Source organism: Pseudomonas sp. N-1-13, from assembly GCF_057787095.1.
In genome coordinates this window covers 1,042,043-1,062,223 of the sequence record NZ_JBYNRI010000001.1, presented here as the reverse complement: position 1 = coordinate 1,062,223, position 20,181 = coordinate 1,042,043, and the positions used below count along the sequence as shown (strand labels likewise).

Annotated in this window: 21 protein-coding genes; 5 read left to right on the top strand and 16 right to left on the bottom strand. The window is 61.6% G+C overall.

The genetic code is table 11. From position 1 onward, the window contains the following. Positions 1 to 26: 26 nt before the first annotated feature. A complete protein-coding gene (locus AC3I65_RS04840) occupies positions 27 to 671 on the top strand; it encodes a TetR/AcrR family transcriptional regulator (RefSeq protein WP_047227543.1) in 645 nt (214 codons plus the stop codon). Positions 672 to 791: 120 nt separating this feature from the next. Here the strand turns inward: AC3I65_RS04840 and AC3I65_RS04835 are convergent, their stop codons facing one another. Next, positions 792 to 1,574 carry a class I SAM-dependent methyltransferase gene (locus tag AC3I65_RS04835; protein ID WP_047227542.1) on the bottom strand — a complete coding sequence of 261 codons (783 nt, stop codon included), beginning with the start codon at positions 1,572 to 1,574 and terminating at the stop codon, positions 792 to 794. Between the two features lie 108 nt (positions 1,575 to 1,682). On the opposite strand from AC3I65_RS04835, the gene AC3I65_RS04830 reads away from it, so the two are divergent. Continuing rightward, positions 1,683 to 2,303: a hypothetical protein gene (locus AC3I65_RS04830; RefSeq protein WP_047227541.1), complete on the top strand. Its 621-nt coding sequence runs from the start codon at positions 1,683 to 1,685 to the stop codon at positions 2,301 to 2,303. Position 2,304: 1 nt separating this feature from the next. Here AC3I65_RS04830 and AC3I65_RS04825 read toward each other — a convergent pair whose 3' ends face one another. From AC3I65_RS04825 to ppc, 7 genes are all read right to left on the bottom strand, one after another. Then, positions 2,305 to 3,003, bottom strand: a complete 699-nt coding sequence (locus tag AC3I65_RS04825) for an extensin-like domain-containing protein (RefSeq protein ID WP_047227540.1) — start codon at positions 3,001 to 3,003, stop codon at positions 2,305 to 2,307. A gap of 16 nt (positions 3,004 to 3,019) precedes the next feature. Next, positions 3,020 to 3,841 (bottom strand): isocitrate lyase/PEP mutase family protein, encoded by an 822-nt coding sequence (locus tag AC3I65_RS04820; protein WP_173407347.1) that lies wholly within the window; start codon positions 3,839 to 3,841, stop codon positions 3,020 to 3,022. Between the two features lie 31 nt (positions 3,842 to 3,872). Next, on the bottom strand, positions 3,873 to 4,733 hold the full coding sequence (locus tag AC3I65_RS04815) for a DUF72 domain-containing protein (RefSeq protein ID WP_076386203.1): 861 nt from the start codon (positions 4,731 to 4,733) through the stop codon (positions 3,873 to 3,875). After that, the gene (locus AC3I65_RS04810; protein WP_047227537.1) at positions 4,733 to 5,041 is read right to left on the bottom strand and encodes a hypothetical protein; all 309 of its coding nucleotides are present in this window, start codon (positions 5,039 to 5,041) and stop codon (positions 4,733 to 4,735) included. Before AC3I65_RS04810 ends, AC3I65_RS04815 begins: the two co-directional genes overlap by 1 nt. A 261-nt stretch (positions 5,042 to 5,302) precedes the next feature. After that, positions 5,303 to 5,980 (bottom strand): tRNA (adenosine(37)-N6)-threonylcarbamoyltransferase complex dimerization subunit type 1 TsaB, encoded by a 678-nt coding sequence (gene tsaB, locus AC3I65_RS04805; RefSeq protein ID WP_047227536.1) that lies wholly within the window; start codon positions 5,978 to 5,980, stop codon positions 5,303 to 5,305. A gap of 94 nt (positions 5,981 to 6,074) precedes the next feature. Further along, positions 6,075 to 6,725 (bottom strand): adenylate kinase, encoded by a 651-nt coding sequence (adk, locus tag AC3I65_RS04800; RefSeq protein ID WP_047227535.1) that lies wholly within the window; start codon positions 6,723 to 6,725, stop codon positions 6,075 to 6,077. A gap of 290 nt (positions 6,726 to 7,015) precedes the next feature. Continuing rightward, positions 7,016 to 9,646: a phosphoenolpyruvate carboxylase gene (gene ppc / locus AC3I65_RS04795; RefSeq protein ID WP_047227534.1), complete on the bottom strand. Its 2,631-nt coding sequence runs from the start codon at positions 9,644 to 9,646 to the stop codon at positions 7,016 to 7,018. 189 nt (positions 9,647 to 9,835) lie between these two features. On the opposite strand from ppc, the gene AC3I65_RS04790 reads away from it, so the two are divergent. The 3 genes from AC3I65_RS04790 to lptF all read left to right on the top strand — a co-directional run bounded on the left by AC3I65_RS04790 (position 9,836) and on the right by lptF (position 11,787). Continuing rightward, positions 9,836 to 10,180 carry a hypothetical protein gene (locus AC3I65_RS04790; RefSeq protein ID WP_047227533.1) on the top strand — a complete coding sequence of 115 codons (345 nt, stop codon included), beginning with the start codon at positions 9,836 to 9,838 and terminating at the stop codon, positions 10,178 to 10,180. Positions 10,181 to 10,533: 353 nt separating this feature from the next. Further along, a complete protein-coding gene (locus AC3I65_RS04785; RefSeq protein WP_047227532.1) occupies positions 10,534 to 10,947 on the top strand; it encodes a DUF4398 domain-containing protein in 414 nt (137 codons plus the stop codon). Positions 10,948 to 10,998: 51 nt separating this feature from the next. Then, positions 10,999 to 11,787 (top strand): lipotoxin F family OmpA-related lipoprotein LptF, encoded by a 789-nt coding sequence (gene lptF / locus AC3I65_RS04780; RefSeq protein WP_160891745.1) that lies wholly within the window; start codon positions 10,999 to 11,001, stop codon positions 11,785 to 11,787. Positions 11,788 to 11,966: 179 nt separating this feature from the next. Here lptF and AC3I65_RS04775 read toward each other — a convergent pair whose 3' ends face one another. The 8 genes from AC3I65_RS04775 to AC3I65_RS04740 all read right to left on the bottom strand — a co-directional run bounded on the left by AC3I65_RS04775 (position 11,967) and on the right by AC3I65_RS04740 (position 20,154). Then, positions 11,967 to 12,296, bottom strand: a complete 330-nt coding sequence (locus tag AC3I65_RS04775; protein ID WP_047227531.1) for a PA3694 family proteiin — start codon at positions 12,294 to 12,296, stop codon at positions 11,967 to 11,969. Then, positions 12,293 to 13,198, bottom strand: coding sequence for an alpha/beta hydrolase (locus AC3I65_RS04770; RefSeq protein ID WP_139051075.1), 906 nt, complete (start codon positions 13,196 to 13,198; stop codon positions 12,293 to 12,295). Before AC3I65_RS04770 ends, AC3I65_RS04775 begins: the two co-directional genes overlap by 4 nt. 148 nt (positions 13,199 to 13,346) lie before the next feature. Beyond that, a complete protein-coding gene (locus tag AC3I65_RS04765; RefSeq protein ID WP_047227529.1) occupies positions 13,347 to 14,624 on the bottom strand; it encodes a flavohemoglobin expression-modulating QEGLA motif protein in 1,278 nt (425 codons plus the stop codon). A gap of 36 nt (positions 14,625 to 14,660) precedes the next feature. Continuing rightward, positions 14,661 to 15,215 (bottom strand): hypothetical protein, encoded by a 555-nt coding sequence (locus AC3I65_RS04760; protein WP_076386205.1) that lies wholly within the window; start codon positions 15,213 to 15,215, stop codon positions 14,661 to 14,663. Between the two features lie 154 nt (positions 15,216 to 15,369). Beyond that, on the bottom strand, positions 15,370 to 16,086 hold the full coding sequence (locus AC3I65_RS04755) for a TetR/AcrR family transcriptional regulator (RefSeq protein ID WP_047227527.1): 717 nt from the start codon (positions 16,084 to 16,086) through the stop codon (positions 15,370 to 15,372). Between the two features lie 102 nt (positions 16,087 to 16,188). Continuing rightward, positions 16,189 to 17,691: a lysine--tRNA ligase gene (lysS, locus tag AC3I65_RS04750; RefSeq protein ID WP_047227526.1), complete on the bottom strand. Its 1,503-nt coding sequence runs from the start codon at positions 17,689 to 17,691 to the stop codon at positions 16,189 to 16,191. A 109-nt stretch (positions 17,692 to 17,800) separates the two neighbouring features. Next, a protein-coding gene (prfB, locus tag AC3I65_RS04745) for a peptide chain release factor 2 (RefSeq protein ID WP_107321555.1) occupies positions 17,801 to 18,896 on the bottom strand; the annotation gives its coding sequence in 2 pieces (ribosomal slippage) (positions 17,801 to 18,823 and positions 18,825 to 18,896; 1,095 coding nt in all). Positions 18,897 to 19,152: 256 nt separating this feature from the next. Beyond that, positions 19,153 to 20,154, bottom strand: a complete 1,002-nt coding sequence (locus AC3I65_RS04740) for a diguanylate cyclase (protein WP_076386206.1) — start codon at positions 20,152 to 20,154, stop codon at positions 19,153 to 19,155. Between the last annotated feature and the right edge of the window lie 27 nt (positions 20,155 to 20,181).

Here is a 20,181-nt window from a genome sequence, read left to right as displayed (position 1 = left end):
CACCAGTCCAGTATTAAAAGCGAATAATGTCGAACAATCTTTCACCTCCCAACGGCCCAGGCCGTCCGAAGGATCTGGCCAAGCGCCAGGCCATTCTCGACGCGGCAAAAAAACTCTTCGTCAGCCTGGGGTATGCCAACACCAGCATGGACGCGGTCGCCACCGAGGCCGGTGTGTCGAAGCTGACGGTCTACAGCCACTTCAACGACAAGGAAACGCTGTTTTCCGCTGCCGTGGTGGCCAAGTGTGAAGAGCAAGTGCCGCCGCTTTTCTTCGAATGGCCTGACGGCGTGCCGATCGAACATGTGTTGCTGAACATTGCCCGTGGTTTTCACCAACTGATCAACAGCGACGAATCGGTGAACCTGCATCGGTTGATCATGGCCTTGGGCAGTCAGGACCCGCAGCTGTCGACGATCTTCTTCGAAGCAGGCCCGCAACGGATGCTCTCAGGCATGGAAAGGCTGCTGAACAAGGTCAACCAGAGCGGCGCCCTGAGCATCGACAAACCGCGCAATGCGGCGGAACACTTCTTCTGCCTCATCAAGGGTGCGGCGAATTTCCGCTTGCTGTATGGCTGCGGCGCACCGCTGGAAGCCGCAGCGGCCGAGGCTCATGTCGAGGAAGTGGTGGGGTTGTTTATGCGCGCTTATCGGCCGCAGATCATCTGATAGATTCTCGCCGACTGGGCGGGCCTCATCGCGAGCAGGCTCGCTCCCACAGGGTAAGGTGTAGTTAACACAACACACATCTGTGGGAGCGAGCCTGCTCGCGATGGAGGCGACGCGGTCTCAGGCCTTGAGCGCCTTCTTGGGATAGATGTCGTAGCGGCTGGATTTACCCTCAAGCCCGTGGCTGGGTTTTGGCCCTTCGATGCACGGTGCCTTGCGCGGACGCTTGACCACGACGCGGTGAGTCGCCAGGGCCAGGGCCGCGGCCAACAACGCCGGAGCGTCCAGGTCGTCGCCCACCAGCGGCCGGAACAGGCGCATTTCCTTCTTCACCAGGGCCGTTTTCTCACGATGAGGGAACATCGGGTCCAGGTAGATCACCTGGGGCGGCTCGCCTTGCCAGTTGCGCATCACCTCGATGGAATTGCCCTTGAGCAACCGCATGCGGGCGACGATCGGCGCCACGTCGAAGTCCTCCGCGCCTCGGGCCAGGCCATCCTCGAGCAATGCGCCGATCAGCGGCTGGCGCTCGATCAGGCTCATTTCACAGCCCAGGCTGGCCAGCACAAACGCATCCTTGCCCAACCCGGCCGTGGCATCCAGCACACGCGGACGTACGCCCTGGGCCACACCGACGGCTTTGGCGATCATCTGGCCGCTACCGCCGCCGTACAAGCGGCGATGGGCCGCGCCGCCTTCGACGAAGTCCACCCGCACCGGTCCCGGCGCATCCGGCCCCAGTTGCTGCAATTGCAACCCCTGCTCACCGACCTGCAAGGCAAACTCGCCATCGTCCACCTGCAACGGCAGGTCAAGGCGCTGTGCCCAGTGCTCGGCCTGCGGCTGGAAGGCCGGGGCCAGGGCCTCAACATGGATGCGGCAGGCCGCGGGTTGATCACTCATGGAAGTTGTTCATTCTTGGAAACATGCTCAAAAAATTAAGGATCGGCAAAAACGGCCGATAACAACGGTGAACGGCATTTTGCCAGAGCTGAGCGTCGACCGAGAAAAATGTCAGACATTCAATCCACATCGATAGGCGTCATCTCCCCTTACGGCGATTACAGCCTGCGCAACACCCAAGCCCTGAGCGGCGTCAGTCACCTGTGGCAGGATTTTTTTGCCCGGGCCCTGGCCGATCAACTGGGTGATAACGCACCGGCGCCTGGCAGCTACCAGCCAGTTGCCCTCGATGCGGCTGTTGAACCGACCCTCGGCGCCGAATTGCTCGAGCACATTGTCAGCCAGCGCAACTGCCAAGTGACAGAAACCCAAGTCAAACCGCCTGAGCCGCTGTTCCTGCCAATCGCTGAATTTGAACTCGACCTGCTGGACAAACCCTTCCCGCCGTTCCCGCCGGAAGAAATCGCCACCCAGCAAAAACAGCAGACCTTCGAAAGCAACTGGGTTCGCCCTCTGGTGCTTGCCGCCGGCCAACCGCTGCCAGAACCGGGACCTGCGCCTCAGCCACGTCCACTGCACCTGCCGATTGCCGAATTCGAACTGGACCTGCTGGACAAGCCGTTCCCGCCGTTCCCGGAAGAGGAACTGGTGGCACAGCAGAAGCAACTGGACTTCGATACCCGCTGGGCACGCCCGATCGTGTTGCAGAACCTGCGCATCGCCGCCTGAATCAACGGCAAATCCACCACGGCCCGACATCCAGATGAAAATGGTTGCGGTGCGCCGCGTTGTAATCCGGACTCAAGACCACATTGAACACGTCACAGGCACCGTCGCGCACCTGGCGCAGGAATTGGGCGTGGGTGTTGTCCTTCGGCCAGTCCTTGAGCACGTTCACGCGACGGCCGTCCGCCAGGCGAAACCCGGCGATATCCAGCGCACTGGCCGTGGCATGCTGGCTGCGCGCCCCGCTCTCCCGACCGTACATATTGCGACAGGCGAAACTGCCCAGATGATCGACCTGCACCACTTCCTGCCCATAGGTCGCCAGCGCCGCCGGCTGCAGCGCGTGACGTTCAAACAAGGCGAACGCCACCGCCAGCGGGCAACTGGCCAGGAAGCTGCTGCTCAACGCCACCTCGCCGCCCTGCACCCTCAGCACATTGCTCAGCGGGCAACTGGCCTGGGGACTGCTGTCGGCCTGGCGGGTGGCCCGCAGCCCCGAGGTCGCGAGCGCCTGGTCGCATAACTGCGGATCGTTGCGCAGGGCCATGAGTTTGTAACGGGTCAGCAGGTTCGGCGGCGCATTGACGTCCAGGGGCGCCCAGGGATTCCATTGTGGCGGCACCGACAGCCAACCGCGCCATACCCCCAGCACTGCGACGCCAACAACCAGCACCAATAGCGTAAAACCTTTCAAAACCCGCACGACAATGCCTCGGGCCTCAACCCTTGAATAATTGGTTGGCCTGGTTGAAGGGCATCGAACGACGGGTGAAGGTGAACGAGCCCTGTTCGCGGATTTCCTCGGCGGCGCGGAAAAACTCGCCATACGCCGCCAGGGCCAGCGCGGACCCGACACTGATGCGCTTGACGCCCATCTCGCTCAGCTGCGCAACCGTCAGGTCCAGCGCCCCGGACATCAACACATTCACCGGTTTCGGCGCCAGCGCCCGGACCACCGCCAGCACCTGCTCGGCCGAGCGCAAGCCTGGGGCATAGAGCACGTCGGCACCGGCATCGGCGAACGCCTTCAGGCGGGCAATGGTGTCATCCAGGTCGGGCTTGCCGTGCAGAAAATTCTCCGCCCGGGCGGTCAGCACAAAGGGATACGGCAGACTGCGCACCGCGTCAGCCGCAGCTTTAACCCGCGCCACGGCATGCTCGAAGCCATAGATCGGGCTGTCTTCGCGCCCTGTGGCATCTTCGATCGAGCCACCCACCGCGCCGGCCTGCGCCGCGCGGATCAGGCTGCTGGCGCACGCCTCGGGGGCATCGGCGAAGCCGTTCTCCAGATCGACCGCCACTGGCAAGTCAGTGGCCGCCACAATCGCCCGGACATTGGCCAGGGTGTCATCCAGCCCCGCGGCACCATCGGGCCGTCCCAAGGAAAAAGCGTAACCGGCACTGGTGGTGGCCAGGGCCTCGAAGCCGAGACTGGCAAGCATCTTTGCCGAACCGGCGTCCCACGGGTTGGGAATGACGAACGCGCCTTCGCGTTCATGCAAGGCTTTGAAGGCCTGGGCTCGACGGGTTTGCGCATCCATGGAAATCACTCCTGGGCAGAGAAATTTTGCCTCAGAGCAAACCCAGTTGCTCGGCGGCGGGCTCTCTGTATAGCTCAGGCAGGGCCGGCAAGCCAGGCAAACGGCTCATCAATCGGCGATGAAAGTGTTGCGCGAGTTTGGCCGCCAGCACGTTGTCGGCGGTGTGCAGAAAGATATAAGGCGTGCGCCCCTCTTCGATCCACCCGGCGATTTTTTCCACCCAGGGGGTCAGGAACGGTTCGTTGGCCTCCAGCACTGGATGGCCGATGAAACGCACCTGCGGGCAGTCGGTGAACGCGGTCGGCCGGGGCGGTACGCGCGGTTTCTTCGATTGAGCATGGAGCACGGCAGGATCGGTCGAGGTGCAACTGAACAATGCCCGGGGATCCAGACAGATGCGTTCTACCCCGCGATCAAGGAGCAGGCGGTTGAGCTGTCGTTCTGCATCGCCCTTGGCAAAGAAGTCACCGTGACGGACCTCCACGGCCAAGGGTCGCTCAAAGGCATCGATGAAGCCCGCCAGCTCCGGCAAGCGATTCGGGGTAAAGGCCTTGGATAGCTGCAACCAGAACGGTGAAACCCGTTCGCCCAGGGGGCTGAGCAATTGCACGAAGGTTTCGATGGCCGTCAGGTGCTCACGCAAATCGCCATTGTGGCTGATGTCACCGGGCAACTTGGCGGTGAAGCGAAACTGCTCGGGCATGGTCTGCGCCCAGCGCTGAACGATGGCCGCAGAGGGGCTGGCGTAGAAGGTCGTATTGCCTTCCACGGCATTGAACACTTGAGAATAGAGGTTCAGGAAATCGGAGCTTTTGGCGTCTTGCGGATAAAGATAATCGCGCCAGGCGTTTTCGCTCCAGGACGGGCAGCCCAGGTAGTAAGGCAACCCCATCAGATGTAGAGGTCGAGTCCCAGCACTTCCATATCCCAGTCAACGAAACCGGCAGTGCTCAGGTAGCTGGCCAGGGCCGCGGATACACTGCGGCTCATGGCGCGGTGATACAGCATGTCTTGCTGACGGGCCGGAAGATTGCTCAGGCGTTGCGCCGAGGCTTTGGCAGCGCGAGCGGCCAACTGCTCTTCGGACGGAAATTCCAGTTCGCCATCGATGTCATCGAAGGACTCATCCGCAGCAACTTTGCCTGCACGAGGCCTGCGTTTGATGGGGTAGGACTGGGATGAAACGCCGTCTATACGCATAACAGAATGCTCGGTATCAATGATGGCAATTTAGCGGCACTTTCACAGCCGCGCAAATGCGCAAGTGATAACTAGAGCACATAAAGTCAAAAAGGTTTAAAACCGGCTCGAAAAAATGACGACTGGTAATATTGGGTGTGACTTTTGGGGGAGCAAATGACTTTGTAGGAGCAAGGCTTGCCCGCGATGAAGATGACGCGGTCCGCCGGAGAACCGGGGCCCCCGTATCGCGAGCAAGCTTTGCTCTCACAACGCCTGGGTCTACCGTTCGGATTTGGGTGTTGCAACCTTGTCCCGTAAGTACACCGGTTGTGCATCGTCGGCCGGAATGGCTTCGCCGCGCTCCCAGGCGAAGCGGGCCAGGGTCAGCAGGTCTTCGGCATGGGGCAGCATCGAGGCGTCCTGGCCGCTGAGGGGGACGGCAATCCGCTCGCCGTAGCCCCAACCGGTACCGGCGCCGAACCAGTCGCCGCTGGCGTTGGCAGGCAACGCCGCCGCTTCGGGGGGGAGCACCGCTTCGGCGCCCACCAGGCGCATCTCACCCTCGGACTCGCGGTAGCAGCCCCAATACACCTCATCCATGCGCGCATCGATGGCCGCCGCGACTTGGCTGACGCCCTGTTCACGCAAGGCGCGCTGGGCGAGTACCGCCAGGTTGGACACCGGCAACACCGGCCGCTCCAGGGCAAACGCCAGGCCCTGCACCACGCCGACGGCAATGCGCACGCCAGTGAACGCTCCCGGCCCACGACCAAAGGCAATCGCATCCACCGCCTGCAAGGTGGTCCCTGCATCGCTGAGCAATTGCTGGATCATCGGCAGCAGCTTCTGGGCGTGCAAGCGCGGGATCACCTCGTAATGGCTCGTGACCTTGCCGTCGTGCAGCAAGGCAACGGAGCAAGCTTCAGTCGCGGTATCCAGGGCCAGCAAGGTGCTCATCGGTGTGTCCGTAAATCAGATGGGGAAAAGTGCGCCAGTATAAACAACTACGGCCCGCAAGCGGGCCGTTGTTATTTGCTGCACAGCAGACTTTTCAGCTCAGTGCTTCAAGCACCTTGCCGGTGATCGCTTCAACCGAACCAACGCCCGCGATGTAGCTGTACTTGGGCTTGCCCTGGGTCTTGGCGGACAGCTTCTGGTAGAACTCCACCAGCGGCTTGGTCTGGGAATGGTAGACCGACAGGCGATGGCGCACGGTTTCTTCGGTGTCGTCCTTGCGCTGCACCAGTGCTTCACCGGTGATGTCGTCCTTGCCGGCGAGTTTCGGCGGGTTATAGACGGTGTGGTAGACACGGCCGGACGGCTCATGGACACGACGACCGGCAATGCGTTGAACGATCTCCTCGTCGTCGACGGCGATTTCGACAACGTGATCCAGCTCCACGCCAGCCGTAACCAAGGCTTCGGCCTGCGGAATGGTGCGCGGGAAACCGTCGAACAGGAAGCCGTTGGCGCAATCGGCTTGAGCGATGCGATCCTGGACCAGCGCGATGATCAGGTCATCCGACACCAGGCCGCCGGCATCCATGATGCTCTTGGCCTTGACGCCCAGCTCGGTGCCGGCCTTGACCGCGGCACGCAGCATGTCGCCAGTGGAGATTTGCGGGATACCGAATTTTTCGGTGATGAACTTTGCCTGAGTACCTTTACCGGCCCCGGGAGCTCCCAGCAGAATGACGCGCATCGATGTGCTCCTCAATTTTTTTATGTAAACGCTCGGATTCGCCTCGTGGGGCCAATCTCGGAAAACAGGATCGTGACCGCCCAAACGGCCAAAGGCTGATCAAGATACACAGCAGGCCCGACCCACACAAGCCGCCGAAAGTCGAAGGAACCCGCGCCTGACGCGCCCTTGGGAGGAGGTGGCGATCGTCGCAACCGGACAACAAACTGTCGCCCGACCGACCTCCTCCCTGCCCACCCGGCCTCCGCCCGGGGGATACCGGGCGGGCCGTTTCGGTACGCCGCTTAACCTTAGCCGGTGTTACGCAAACCGGCGGCAATCCCCGCCACAGACACCAGAAGCGCCTGTTCCACGGGGCTGCCCTGGGCAACGTCCTGCTGCCGCGAACGGGCAAGCAGTTCAGCCTGCAACAGGTGCAACGGGTCGAGGTAGGTGTTGCGCAGGCGAATGAATTCCAGGGTGTCAGGGCTATGTGCCAGTAGCTGCGACTGACCGGTCAACCCCAGGACCACCGCGCACGCCTGCGACAATAGGTCGCGTAAATGCTCGCCCAACGGTAGCAACCCAGGTTCGACCAAACGCTCATCGTAGGAGCGCGCGATGTCCGCGTCGGCCTTGGCCAGCACCATCTCCAGCATGTCGATGCGGGTGCGGAAAAACGGCCATTGCTCGCGCATCTGCCCCAGCAACTCGCCCTCGCCGCGCTCCAGCGCCTTGCCCAGGGCGGTCTCCCAACCGAGCCAGGCCGGCAGCATCAGGCGCGTCTGGGTCCAGCCGAAGATCCACGGGATCGCCCGCAGGCTTTCGATGCCTCCGGCCCGGCGCTTGGCCGGCCGGCTGCCCAGCGGCAGACGGCCCAGTTCCTGCTCCGGTGTGGACTGGCGGAAATACTCGACGAATTGCGGATTTTCCCGCACCACGGCGCGGTAAGCCTTGACCCCGTCGGCCGCCAGTTCATCCATCAGATGACGCCACTGAGGAGTGGGCGGAGGCGGTGGCAGCAGCGTCGCTTCCAGCACGGCGGCGAGGTACAGATTGAGATTCTGTTCGGCGATGTCCGGCAGGCCAAATTTGAAACGAATCATTTCACCCTGCTCAGTGGTACGGAACCGCCCGGCCACCGAACCCGGCGGTTGCGACAGAATCGCCGCGTGAGCCGGACCGCCGCCACGCCCCACAGTGCCTCCGCGGCCATGGAACAACAGCAGTTCGACTTGCTGTTCGCGACAAATGTCCACCAGCCGTTCCTGGGCTCGATACTGTGCCCAGGCCGCCGCTGTCGTGCCGGCATCCTTGGCCGAATCGGAATAGCCGATCATCACCTCCTGAGGCCCTTGCAGCCGCGAGCGATAGCCCGGCAGCAGCAACAATTGCTCGATCACCGGCCCGGCGTTGTCCAGGTCGGCCAGGGTCTCGAACAGCGGCACCACCCGCATGGGTCGCAACACGCCGGCCTCTTTCAACAAGAGCTGCACCGCGAGCACATCGGAAGCGGCGCCCGCCATCGAGATCACGTACGAGCCCAGGGACGCCGCCGGCGCCGCCGCCACTTCCCGGCACGTGGCCAGGACTTCCGCCGTATCGGCCGACGGTTTGAAATGAGCGGGCAAAAGCGGACGCCGGTTGTTCAGCTCCTCCAGCAGAAAGCTGATGCGCTGCTCCTCGCTCCAGTCCTCATAGCGGCCCAGGCCCAGGTAGTCAGTGATTTCAGTCATGGCTGCGCTGTGGCGCGTGGAGTCCTGGCGCACATCGAGGCGCACCAGGAACAACCCGAACGTCACCGCCCGGCGCAAGCAGTCGAGCAGCGGCCCGTCGGCGATCACGCCCATGCCGCACTCGTGCAGGGACTGGTAGCAAAGCTCCAGCGGGTCCAGCAGTTCGCGGTTGTTCTGCAACACATCGGCAGAGGCTGGGGTAGTGACTTTCAGGGACGCGTGCGCCCAATTGCGCGTGGCGCGCAGGCGTTCACGCAATTGCTTGAGCACGGCACGGTAGGGTTCAGCGCTATCACCGGCCTGGGCGCGCAAAGCCTCGCTGGCTTTTTGCATGGACAGCTCAGCCGCTAGGTGGTCAACGTCGCGCAGGTACAGATCCGCCGCCATCCACCGCGCCAGCAACAGCACTTCGCGGGTTACCGCAGCGGTGACATTGGGGTTGCCATCCCGGTCGCCGCCCATCCACGAGGCAAAGCGGATCGGTGCAGCCTCCAGCGGCAGGCGCAAGCCGGTGGCGGCATGCAGGGCCTGATCGGCCTTGCGCAGGTAATTGGGAATGGCTTGCCACAGCGAATGTTCGATCACCGCAAAGCCCCACTTGGCCTCGTCCACCGGGGTCGGCCGGGTGCGGCGTATTTCTTCGGTGTGCCAGGCTTCGGCGATCAGCCGTTGCAGACGCTCGTGGATTTGCGCACGTTCGGCGCTGGTGAGATCGCGGTGGTCCTGGGCCGCCAGTTGCGCGGCGATGGCATCGTATTTCTGGATCAGCGTGCGCCGGGCCACTTCCGTGGGGTGGGCGGTGAGCACCAGCTCGATTTCCAGCCGTCCCAATTGCCGCGCCAGGGACTCGGCGCCATGGCCCTCGGCCCGCAATCGAGCAAGCAGTTCGGGCAACACCCGCGCCTCGAACGGTGCCGGTTTGGACTCTTCGCGTCGGTGGATAAGTTGATACTGCTCGGCGATGTTGGCCAGGTTGAGGAACTGATTGAACGCCCGCGCCACCGGCAGCAGTTCGTCCTCGCCCAACTGATTGAGGCTGGCGCTCAGTTCGGCGTCCATGGAGCCGCGTCGATCGGCCTTGGCACCCTTGCGGATCTGCTCGATCTTGTCGAGAAACCTGTCCCCGTACTGTTCGCGGATGGTGTTGCCCAGCAGCTCGCCGAGCAGGTGAACATCCTCGCGCAAGCGTGCATCGATATCGGTCATCAGCAGTTCTCCAGCAAAAGGTCCGGACAGCTCTTGGGTTAGACGTTTTACAGAGAGTGCCGACGCAAGACGTTTATGACAAGCGACGAGGGGACATTAAACCTTGTCGGACAAAGCTAGTCTTAACAGTAAGCCACACAACGGCTTGTCACTCTGCGCGCCTGCCATCCGCGGGCTATTGAGGCCATCATGAAAATCCGTGAGCTCGCCCAACACTGGGAAGAAAACGCCAAGGGTTGCCTGACCCAGACCGGCTACACTATTCACCTGGACGTGGAGGCCGCCGCACGACTGGCGGCGATCTGCGAGATGTACCCCAAGCGCCAACCCGAGGAACTTCTCGGCGAATTGATCGGGGCGGCGCTGGAAGAACTGGAAGCCAGCTTCCCTTACATCAAGGGCTCGCAAGTGGTGGCCACCGATGAAGAGGGTGACCCGCTCTACGAAGACGTCGGCCCGACCCCGCGTTTTCTCGCTCTGTCGCGGCGTCATCTGCATCAACTCTCCTCGCAGAACGACAAGTCCAAGCACTAATTTTCTTTAGGAGCGGGGCTGCGATCTTTCCCAGACGACAGATCAAAAGATCGTCCGAACGCAGCCCCAGCCTTCGCCAGTTCCTACATGCGCTCCCCACAAAAACGCACGCCTCCTACGCCGGGAATACCGCTACGCGCCTTGAAAGTTCAGCTTTTCTGGCGCTGACCAATCAGTCAGCAAAACTTTTGGCGATTGGCCATCCTCGCTGAACTTTTGAAAAACGCCTCAGGTCACACCGAGTAACCATACTGGAACGGTCGTTTAAATAAACGCGCCCCGGCGCCAGCGCCGAAACAGACGTCCCGGCTTCGGTCCCAGCATGGATCTGTAGTTTTTTCAGGAGTTTTCCAATGGAGTTGAAGCCTATGAATACCTGCACTGCCAAACCCTCATCCACTGGCCTGCGCGGCCTGAAGTTGGCTGCCCTGGCTATCGGTAGCAGCTTCATCCTCGCCGGTTGCGCCGGCAACCCGCCCTCGGAGCAGTACGCGGTGACCCAATCGGCGGTCAACAGCGCCGTCAGCGCCGGCGGTACCGAATTCGCCGCCGTGGAAATGAAGTCGGCCCAGGACAAGCTCAAGCAGGCCGAGATCGCGATGCACGACAAGAACTACGAAGAAGCTAAGCGTCTGGCCGAACAGGCCGAGTGGGACGCCCGCGTCGCTGAGCGCAAGGCCCAGGCCGCCAAGGCCGAACAGGCTCTCAAGGACTCCCAGAAAGGGGTTCAGGAACTGCGTCAGGAAGGCATGAACAAGCTTCAGTAAGCCGTTCACGCCGCGACGTACTTCTCATTGATAAAAGGACGACAGACTATGATGCACAAACATTTGATGATCCCCGCCCTGCTGGCCGCCTGCGTCTCGCTGGCCGCGTGTTCCACAGATCCGAACGCTAATCTGGAACAGGCCCGTACCAACTACAACGGTCTGCAGGCTGACCCGGCGGCGACCAAGGTTGCAGCTCTGGAAACCAAGGACGCCGCCGACTTCCTGGCCAAAGCCGACAAGGCTTACATGGACAAGGAAGATGAAGCCAAGGTCGACCAGTTGGCCTATCTGACCAACCAGCGCGTGGAGGTGGCCAAGCAGACCATCGCCCTGCGCACCGCTGAAGCCGAGCTGAAAAACGCCGGTGATGAACGCGCCCGCGCACTGCTCGAGGCCCGTAACGCGCAGATCAAGCAACTGCAAGACAGCCTCAACGCCAAGCAAACCGAACGCGGCACGCTGGTGACCTTCGGTGACGTGCTGTTCGCCACCAACAAGTCCGAGCTGCGCTCCAGCGGCCTGGTCAACGTGAATAAACTGGCCCAGTTCCTCCAGGAAAACCCCGACCGTAAGGTGATCATCGAAGGCTACACCGACAGCACCGGTTCGGACTCCTACAACCAGTCGCTGTCCGAGCGCCGCGCCGCTTCCGTACAACGCGAGCTGGTAAAAATGGGCGTAAACCAATCCCGCATCGTGACCCAAGGTTACGGCAAGGAATTCCCGGTGGCGGACAACACCAGCGTCTCGGGCCGTGCCATGAACCGTCGGGTCGAGGTGACCATCTCCAACGACAACCAGCCAGTCGCCCCGCGCTCGACCATGAGCGCCAACTGATCGGCTGACTGCAACTGGAAAGCCCCGCCTGACGTGATCAGGCGGGGCTTTTTTATCGGCCAACACATTTCCCTGTGGGAGCGAGCCTGCTCGCGATAGCGGTGGGTCAGTCAATGCAGTTGCGACTGGTCCACCGCTATCGCGAGCAGGCTCGCTCCCACAGGGGAATTATGGCTGGGTTATGGCTCGAGCTTCTGCGGCGTCTCCTGCCCCATGCAGCGCACCGCACGCTTCTTCTCATTGATCAGCACGCCGGTCAGGCCTTTCTGTTCGGTGTCGAACAGCACCAGCACACCATCGATGCACTGGGCGACCTGGGGGGCAGGCTCCAGGGCGACTTTGTAGTCTTCGCCCGGCACGGTCTTGAGCATGGTGAACTCGTTGAGCAGCAACGCATCCTCGGGTTTGGCGAAGTGCAGGTAGCCGTAGTACCAGAGCACCGCGACGGTGCCGAGGATGCTGCAGATACCGGTGATGATCAGGGGGATGGCGTTACGTTCTTCGCTCATTGCGGGCTCTCTGAAGATTCAACGGATGATTTCGGATAATTCGGGATCTCGCCCAGGCGGCGCAGGCCGTCGAAGTGCCAGGGGTCGTCGAGATAGCGCAGCATCACCGTTCGCCAGACCGGGTCGGCGAATGTCTGCACATGCCCACCGCGAGTCAGTTGCAGGACCCGGGGCGGCGGCGCAGCTTGATACAGACGGATGCCGTTGGAAAGAGGCACGATCGGGTCATCGAGGCTGTGGTAGATCAATTTCGGTACGCCCTTCAATTGCGCCACCGAACCGATTGCACTGTCACCGTCGGGCACCAGCCAGGACAGCGGCACCTGCAATGCCCAGGTCAGCCATGAAGTACTCAGGGCAAAACGCCCTACGTCGCGATAACTGGCGGGCACGCCATCGAGCACCAGGGCCTTGAGTTGCGGCTGACGCTCGGGATGATCGGCCAGGTAATGCACCGCCAGCGCGCCGCCCAGGCTCTGGCCGAGCAGCACCAGAGGCTTGCCTTGAACCTGTGGCGCCTGGTCGAGCCATTTGAACGCCGCGTCGATGTCCTGATAGATCGCCGGCAGGCTCGGCTCGCCTTCGGACCGGCCGTAACCGCGGTAATCCACCATCAATACCTGGTAACCCTGCTCGGGTAACCACCAACTCCCCCCCAGATGCCAGGCCAGGTTGCCGCCGTTACCGTGCAAGTGCAGTACCGTGCCCTTGACCTCCACCCCTTGTTTGACCGGCAGCCACCAGCCGTGGAGCCTGACACCGTCGGCGGTGGTCAGGGTGACGTCGCGGTAGTCGAGCTTGGCCCGTTCCGGGGTAAAGGGCAGGCCGCGTTCGGGGTAGAACAGCAGGGAACTGCAACCGCTCAGGGTCAGCAGCAGGCATAAGATGCCGAGGGTTCGCATCCGGTGAAACCTCGCAAAAAATAAATGAAACACCGTCCCCTGTGGGAGCGAGCCTGCTCGCGATTGCGGTAGAACGGTCAACATCAATGTTGACTGGAACATCGCAATCGCGAGCAGGCTCGCTCCCACATTTTCAACCACATTGTATTCAGAGGATATTGGAATAATCCGCTTCGATCCGGTCCAGGCTCAGGTGGTTGAGGAAGTTGGAGAAACACATCCAGGCCGACAGCGCGTTCATGTCGCGGAACTGTTCCGGCAGGTATTTGGGCGGCACGACCAAGCCTTCGTCCACGAGTTGGCGCATCGTGCGCATGTCTTCAAGGGTGGTTTTACCGCAGAACAGCAGCGGCACCTGCTCCAGCTTGCCTTTGCGTACGGCCAGCTGAATGTAGTTGTAAACCATGATGAAGCCCTTGAGGTAGGACAAGTCTTTGGTGAATGGCAGACCGGTTGGCACCGAACCACGGAAAACCCGGCTGGCGTTGCCGTAGCTTTCGCCCATCTCAAAGCCCTGCTCACGGAAGAACTCGTATATCTGCAGAAAGTCCGCCCCCTCCTCCACCATGTGAATGGCCCGGGTGCGATTGGTCAGCTTGCGCAGACGACTTGGGTAAGAGGCGAAGGTGATGATCTCCATCAGGATCGCCAGGCCTTCCTGGGTCACCGTGGACGAGGGTGGCCCCTTGGACAGGAAGGTGCAGATCGGCTGATTCAGGCCATTGAGGGTGGTGCCGACGTGCACCAGACCTTCATGGACTTCCAGGGCCCGAACGTCACGGTCGTTGAACATCGCATCGGTGCGAATCTTGATGTAATCGGCGCCAGCCGCCGCATCGGCCACGATCCCGTCGGACTCGAACACCCGGATGGTTTCCTCGGCCTCACCAAAAACCCGGTTGAGCCGATGCTGCAGCAGGCTGACAGCGTCCTGGGCGGTCAAAATCTTCGGCTCGTCCTTCAGGTCGCCACGGCCATCAATGTTGTTCAGGTAATCGGACAGCATCAAGCCCAGGTCAGCCAGGGTCGGGTCGCCGGCATGGAACGCATCGGAGGCGGCGCCGTACAACTCCTGGGAGATCAGCCCGAAATCCTCGGTGCCGCGTGCTTCGAGCATGCGCACCACCATGCGGTATTCCTTGCACATGCGACGCATGATCTGGCCGACCGGGTTGAACTGCCCGAGCTGACGGGTGATGTCACGTTCGATGTTCTGGAATTCGAGCTTCACTTTGCTGGAATCGAACGACAGGGGCCGGTTGAGGTAATAGTCGCGGTCCACGGCGGGCATTTCCTTGCCCTTGGCCTTGAGGAAACCCTTGCGGATGCTTTCGTCCCACTTTACTGCGTCGAGAATGCGAATCGGCGTTTGCGCCAGCACAATGCGATCGGACAAGGTGCGTATCGTCTGCTGGTAATCGTCCACCCGGAACTCCTGTGAAAAAACGTCCGCTTGTTGCAATTATTGGGATTTGACCAGCCGCTGGTAGCGCACGGCCTCCGAGAACACATCGGAGTTGGCCGGGTCGTCGAGGTAACGGAAAACCGTCCCCATGTCGCTGTCCACCAGCACGCCGTCACCTTCTTCGCTCTGGTTCGGCTGGCCACTGAGGATCTTCTGGCTGATGGCCTGGTTGATCTGATCCATATCCAGGTTGTAGATCACCAGTTCCTGCTTGTCGGTCAGTTCAAAACCGGCGATCACGAAATGCCCTCCAAAGCGGGCCGGCACCTTGGCCGACAGATACCAGCGGCTGCCGTGACGGGAGACGGTCACCGGGATGGCTTCGCGCTCCAGAGGCCTGGCCCTGAAGTAGGTGACGGCTTGATAACGGCGCGGGCCCACTTCGACCAACTCCAGATTGAGCGGCTCGCCCCAGGCGTTGGTACTGGTCCAGTGGCCGACCAGCCCTTGGGGCGCGGCTTCGCTGTCGGGCAACGGCGCCTTGAAGGACACCAGGCAGCCACTGAGCAGCAGCAACGACACGGCCATTACAACGGCACGCCAGGCTTTCATTTGAACTCCCTATGGCATACGGCGCCTAGTCTTTGTGAGGAGCCTTTGTGGCGAGGGAGCTTGCTCCCGCTTGAGTGCGCAGCGCTCACAAAAGGGGCCGCTACGCAGCCCAGCGGGAGCAAGCTCCCTCGCCACATGTGGTGCTCCTGAAAAACTAAACCGACGCCAATACCAGATGCATGTAGCGGGTCAGGATGCCGAGCATTTCTTCTGCCGCTACCGGCTCGGCGCCATTGAGCAAGCCTTGATATTCCATCCGTCCGATAATCGCCGTCAACACTTTGGCATCCTGCTGGGGTTCACGCGAGCCCAAAACCTGGAAAAACTGACAAGTGCCGTGCAACAGGATCTGCTGGTGAGAGCGCACCAGCTCCGCCAGGCGCGGGTTGAGCAGCGCTTCCTGACGAAAAGCCTGTTCCGCCATCAGGTATTCGCGCCGGCTGTGCAATTGATGCTGCACGTAGTCGGCGGTCATCCGGGCGATGTCGTCCGCCAGCTGCGAGCGGGATTCGGCGCTGCCGTCTCCGTAGGCAACCATCTCCCGCAGCAGGCCTTCATTGTTGGTCCACAACTTGGCCATGAACGCCGCGCTGCGCTCCACGTACTGGGCGAAGGTATCGGTCAACAGGTCATCGATGTCCTTGAAATAATAAGTCGTGGCCGACAGCGGCACACCCGCTTCGGCGGCCACGGCGCGGTGGCGTACCGCCCGCACACCATCACGCACCACAATGCGCATGGCCGCATCGAGAATCTCCTGGCGACGCTGTTCACTGCCCTGCCGGCTGGCCTTGCGACCCTGGTACTGAACACTTTCAGCGACAGCAGTGGCGACGCCCGCCGCACCTTCTGGAGCCATTACACGATTCACGACAGGTCTTTCCTCGCTATTTCAAAATTAACCAATTGATACGTTTGTACCAGACAGGCAATAAAAAGCCGCCTGTTCGAGGCGGCTTTTTAATTGAAACACTTACGCTTGGGGCCGCATGTGCGGGAAAAGAATGACATCCCGGATCGACGGTGAGTTGGTCAGCAACATCACCAGGCGATCGATGCCGATGCCTTCGCCGGCCGTCGGCGGCATGCCGTACTCAAGGGCGCGAACGAAGTCGGCATCGTAGTGCATGGCCTCGTCGTCGCCGGCGTCCTTGTCGGCCACCTGGGCCATGAAACGCTCTGCCTGATCTTCTGCGTCGTTGAGCTCGGAGTAGGCGTTGGCGATTTCGCGACCACCAATGAACAGCTCGAAACGGTCGGTCACGCTTGGGTTCTCGTCATTGCGACGGGCCAGCGGCGACACTTCGAACGGGTACTGGGTGATGAAATGCGGCTGCTCCAGCTTGTGCTCGACCAACTCTTCGAAAATCATCACTTGCAGCTTGCCCAGACCCTCGAAGCCGAGCACCTTGGCGCCGGCCTTCTTGGCGATGGCGCGGGCCTTTTCGATGTCCTGCAGGTCGGCCGCGGTGATGTCCGGGTTGTACTTGAGGATCGAGTCGAACACCGACAGGCGCACGAACGGTTCGCCGAAATGGAACACCTTGTCGCCGTACGGCACGTCGGTGGTCCCGAGCACCAGCTGCGCCAGTTCGCGGAACAGCTCCTCGGTCAGGTCCATGTTGTCTTCGTAGTCGGCGTAGGCCTGGTAGAACTCGAGCATGGTGAACTCGGGGTTGTGCCGGGTCGAAACGCCTTCGTTACGGAAGTTGCGGTTGATCTCGAAGACTTTCTCGAAGCCACCCACCACCAGGCGCTTGAGGTACAGCTCCGGCGCGATACGCAGGAACATTTCCATGTCCAGAGCGTTGTGGTGGGTTTCGAACGGCTTGGCCGCCGCACCGCCGGGGATGGTCTGCAGCATCGGCGTTTCGACTTCAAGGAAGTCACGCTTCATCAGGAAGCTGCGGATGTGGGCGATGACCTGCGAGCGCACGCGGAAGGTCTGGCGCACGTCTTCGTTGACGATCAGGTCGACGTAACGCTGACGATAGCGTTGCTCAGTGTCGGTCAGGCCGTGGTGCTTGTCCGGCAGTGGGCGCAGGGACTTGGTCAGCAGGCGCACGCTGGTCATTTCGACGTACAGGTCGCCCTTGCCGGAACGGGCCAGGGTGCCTTCGGCGGCAATGATGTCGCCCAGGTCCCAGGTCTTGACGGCGGCCAGGGTTTCTTCCGGCAGGGTCTTGCGGTTGACGTAGACCTGGATGCGCCCGGTCATGTCCTGGATCACCATGAACGAACCACGGTTGAGCATGATACGACCGGCCACCTTGACTGGAATCGCCGCCTCGGCCAGCTCTTCCTTGGTCTTGTCCGCATACTGCTTCTGCAAGACGTCGCAGTAGGCGTCGCGGCGGAAGTCGTTGGGGAAGGCCTGGCCCTTGGCGCGCTCGGCAGCAAGCTTTTCCTTGCGCAGGGCGATCAGGGAGTTTTCTTCCTGTTGCAGGGCTTGCGGGTCGAGTTCTAGGTCGCTCATGTCTTTAAAGATTCCATCACAGGTTCGTTGCCCCCGGCCCCGGGCCGGAGTTTGCGGCCAGGCCTCGCTCCTGGGTGGAAGCGCGCCTGCCCGCCGCATGGGTGTCGCGTTACAGCCCTTGTTTGAGGCTGGCGATCAGGTATTCGTCGATGTCGCCATCGAGCACCTTGTCACAGTCGCTGCGTTCGATGCTGGTGCGCAGGTCCTTGATGCGCGAGGCGTCAAGTACATACGAACGGATCTGGTGACCCCAGCCGATGTCCGACTTGGTGTCTTCCAGGGCCTGGGACGCCGCGTTGCGCTTCTGCACTTCCTGCTCGTACAAACGGGCCCGCAGCATTTTCATCGCGGTGTCTTTGTTCGCGTGCTGGGAGCGTTCGTTCTGGCAACTGACCACGGTGTTGGTCGGTACGTGGGTAATCCGTACGGCCGAGTCGGTGGTGTTAACGTGCTGGCCACCGGCCCCGGAGGAACGGTAGGTGTCAATGCGCAGGTCCGACGGGTTGATGTCGATTTCGATGTTGTCATCGATTTCCGGCGAAACGAACACCGCCGAGAACGACGTGTGACGACGGTTACCGGAGTCAAACGGGCTTTTGCGCACCAGGCGATGCACGCCGATCTCGGTGCGCAGCCAGCCAAAGGCGTATTCGCCCTTGATGTGCACGGTGGCACCCTTGATTCCGGCGACCTCACCGGCCGACAGCTCCATGATGGTCGCGTCGAAGCCGCGTTTGTCGGCCCAGCGCAGGTACATGCGCAGCAGGATGTTGGCCCAGTCCTGGGCTTCGGTGCCGCCGGAACCGGCCTGGATGTCCAGGTAGGCGTTGTTGGCATCCATCTCGCCACTGAACATGCGCCGGAATTCCAGCTTGGCCAACGCCTCCTCGAGGCGTGTCAGCTCGGCGACGACATCGCCGACGGCACCTTCATCGTTTTCTTCGACAGCCATGTCCAACAGGTCGCGGCAGTCGGCCAGGCCGCTGGACATTTCATCCAGGGTCTCGACGATCTGCGCCAGCGCAGCGCGCTCGCGGCCCAGTTCCTGGGCGTACGACGGGTTGTTCCAGACATTCGGATCTTCAAGCTCGCGATTGACTTCGGTCAGACGCTCATGCTTTTGATCGTAGTCAAAGATACCCCCGAATAGTTTCGGAGCGCTCGGACAGGTCCTTGATGGTGTTCAGGATCGGGTTGATTTCCATGGCGGGCAGCACTCGTTGGCGAACTTTTGAAAGCCGGCGAGTATAACGTAATCAAGCGCCAGCGGCAGCCCGCCTGGCGGCTTTAGGGACACCAATTCTTGTGGCGAGGGAGCTTGCTCCCGCTGGGCTGCGCAGCAGCCCTAAAAAACACAGCTCAGTCAACCTGACTCACCGAGCTATCTGGTTTCGGGGCCGCTACGCGCCCCAGCGGGAGCAAGCTCCCTCGCCACAAGAACTCTCCAGCCGGCCGGACGCACTACTCGATACCCACCCGATTACGCCCATTGTGCTTGGCCGTGTACAGCCCTTTGTCCGCCGCCGAAATCAGCTGGCGGCAATCGCCACCTTGCTGTGGCGTGAAGGTCGAGACGCCAACGCTGACAGTCAGGTTCGCCCCCTCATGAGGCGTGATGTGGGGGATGTTCAGGGCAACGACGCTCTGGCGCAGCTTTTCGGCCATCAACCGCGCGCCGCCAGCCGAGGTGCCGGGCAGTACCAGGGCGAACTCCTCGCCGCCGTAACGGGCCGGCAGGTCGGACGGACGACTGCACGCATCACGGATCGCCGTGGCGACCTTGCGCAGGGCTTCGTCCCCCTCCAGGTGGCCGAAATTGTCGTTGAAGGACTTGAAGTAATCCACGTCGATCATCAACAGCGAGAGCTGGGACTGGTCCCGCAGCGCCCTTCTCCACTCCAGCTCCAGGTATTCATCGAAGTGCCGGCGGTTGGACAGCCCGGTCAGACCGTCGGAATTCATCAGCCGTTGCAGCACCAGATTGGTGTCGAGCAGTTGCTGCTGGCTGACCCGCAGGGCGCGATAGGCCGCATCGCGTTGCAGCAGCATCATGTAGGACCGCGAGTGGTAGCGAATGCGCGCCACCAGTTCGATGTTGTCCGGCAACTTGACCAGGTAATCGTTGGCCCCGGCGGCGAACGCCGCGCTTTTGACCAGCGGGTCCTCCTTGGTGGACAGGACAATGATCGGAATATCCCGGGTCGCCGGATGGTTACGGTATTCGCGCACCAGGCTCAAGCCATCAAGACCGGGCATCACCAGGTCCTGGAGGATCACCGTTGGCTTGATGCGGACCGCATGGGCGATGGCCTGGTGTGGGTCGGCGCAGAAGTGAACGTCGATGTTCTCTTCATTGGCCAGCCCGCGCCGCACCGCCTCGCCGATCATCGCCTGGTCGTCGACGAGCAAGACCATGGCCGCGTTCTCGTCACGCTTGAAATCGTCGAGCTGTAAATCACTCATGGGAACTCACCTGAATACGGCTGGTGG

Coding starts and splice junctions, on each gene's coding strand:
- AC3I65_RS04840 (WP_047227543.1), top strand. CDS start 27: ATGTCGAACAATCTTTCACCTCCCAACGGCCCAGGCCGTCCGAAGGAT.
- AC3I65_RS04770 (WP_139051075.1), bottom strand. CDS start 13,198: ATGCGAACCCTCGGCATCTTATGCCTGCTGCTGACCCTGAGCGGTTGC.
- AC3I65_RS04835 (WP_047227542.1), bottom strand. CDS start 1,574: ATGAGTGATCAACCCGCGGCCTGCCGCATCCATGTTGAGGCCCTGGCC.
- AC3I65_RS04775 (WP_047227531.1), bottom strand. CDS start 12,296: ATGAGCGAAGAACGTAACGCCATCCCCCTGATCATCACCGGTATCTGC.
- AC3I65_RS04830 (WP_047227541.1), top strand. CDS start 1,683: ATGTCAGACATTCAATCCACATCGATAGGCGTCATCTCCCCTTACGGC.
- AC3I65_RS04760 (WP_076386205.1), bottom strand. CDS start 15,215: ATGAAAGCCTGGCGTGCCGTTGTAATGGCCGTGTCGTTGCTGCTGCTC.
- tsaB (WP_047227536.1), bottom strand. CDS start 5,980: ATGAGCACCTTGCTGGCCCTGGATACCGCGACTGAAGCTTGCTCCGTT.
- AC3I65_RS04785 (WP_047227532.1), top strand. CDS start 10,534: ATGGAGTTGAAGCCTATGAATACCTGCACTGCCAAACCCTCATCCACT.
- lysS (WP_047227526.1), bottom strand. CDS start 17,691: ATGAGCGACCTAGAACTCGACCCGCAAGCCCTGCAACAGGAAGAAAAC.
- adk (WP_047227535.1), bottom strand. CDS start 6,725: ATGCGCGTCATTCTGCTGGGAGCTCCCGGGGCCGGTAAAGGTACTCAG.
- lptF (WP_160891745.1), top strand. CDS start 10,999: ATGCACAAACATTTGATGATCCCCGCCCTGCTGGCCGCCTGCGTCTCG.
- AC3I65_RS04790 (WP_047227533.1), top strand. CDS start 9,836: ATGAAAATCCGTGAGCTCGCCCAACACTGGGAAGAAAACGCCAAGGGT.
- AC3I65_RS04820 (WP_173407347.1), bottom strand. CDS start 3,841: ATGGATGCGCAAACCCGTCGAGCCCAGGCCTTCAAAGCCTTGCATGAA.
- AC3I65_RS04810 (WP_047227537.1), bottom strand. CDS start 5,041: ATGCGTATAGACGGCGTTTCATCCCAGTCCTACCCCATCAAACGCAGG.
- AC3I65_RS04815 (WP_076386203.1), bottom strand. CDS start 4,733: ATGGGGTTGCCTTACTACCTGGGCTGCCCGTCCTGGAGCGAAAACGCC.
- ppc (WP_047227534.1), bottom strand. CDS start 9,646: ATGACCGATATCGATGCACGCTTGCGCGAGGATGTTCACCTGCTCGGC.
- AC3I65_RS04740 (WP_076386206.1), bottom strand. CDS start 20,154: ATGAGTGATTTACAGCTCGACGATTTCAAGCGTGACGAGAACGCGGCC.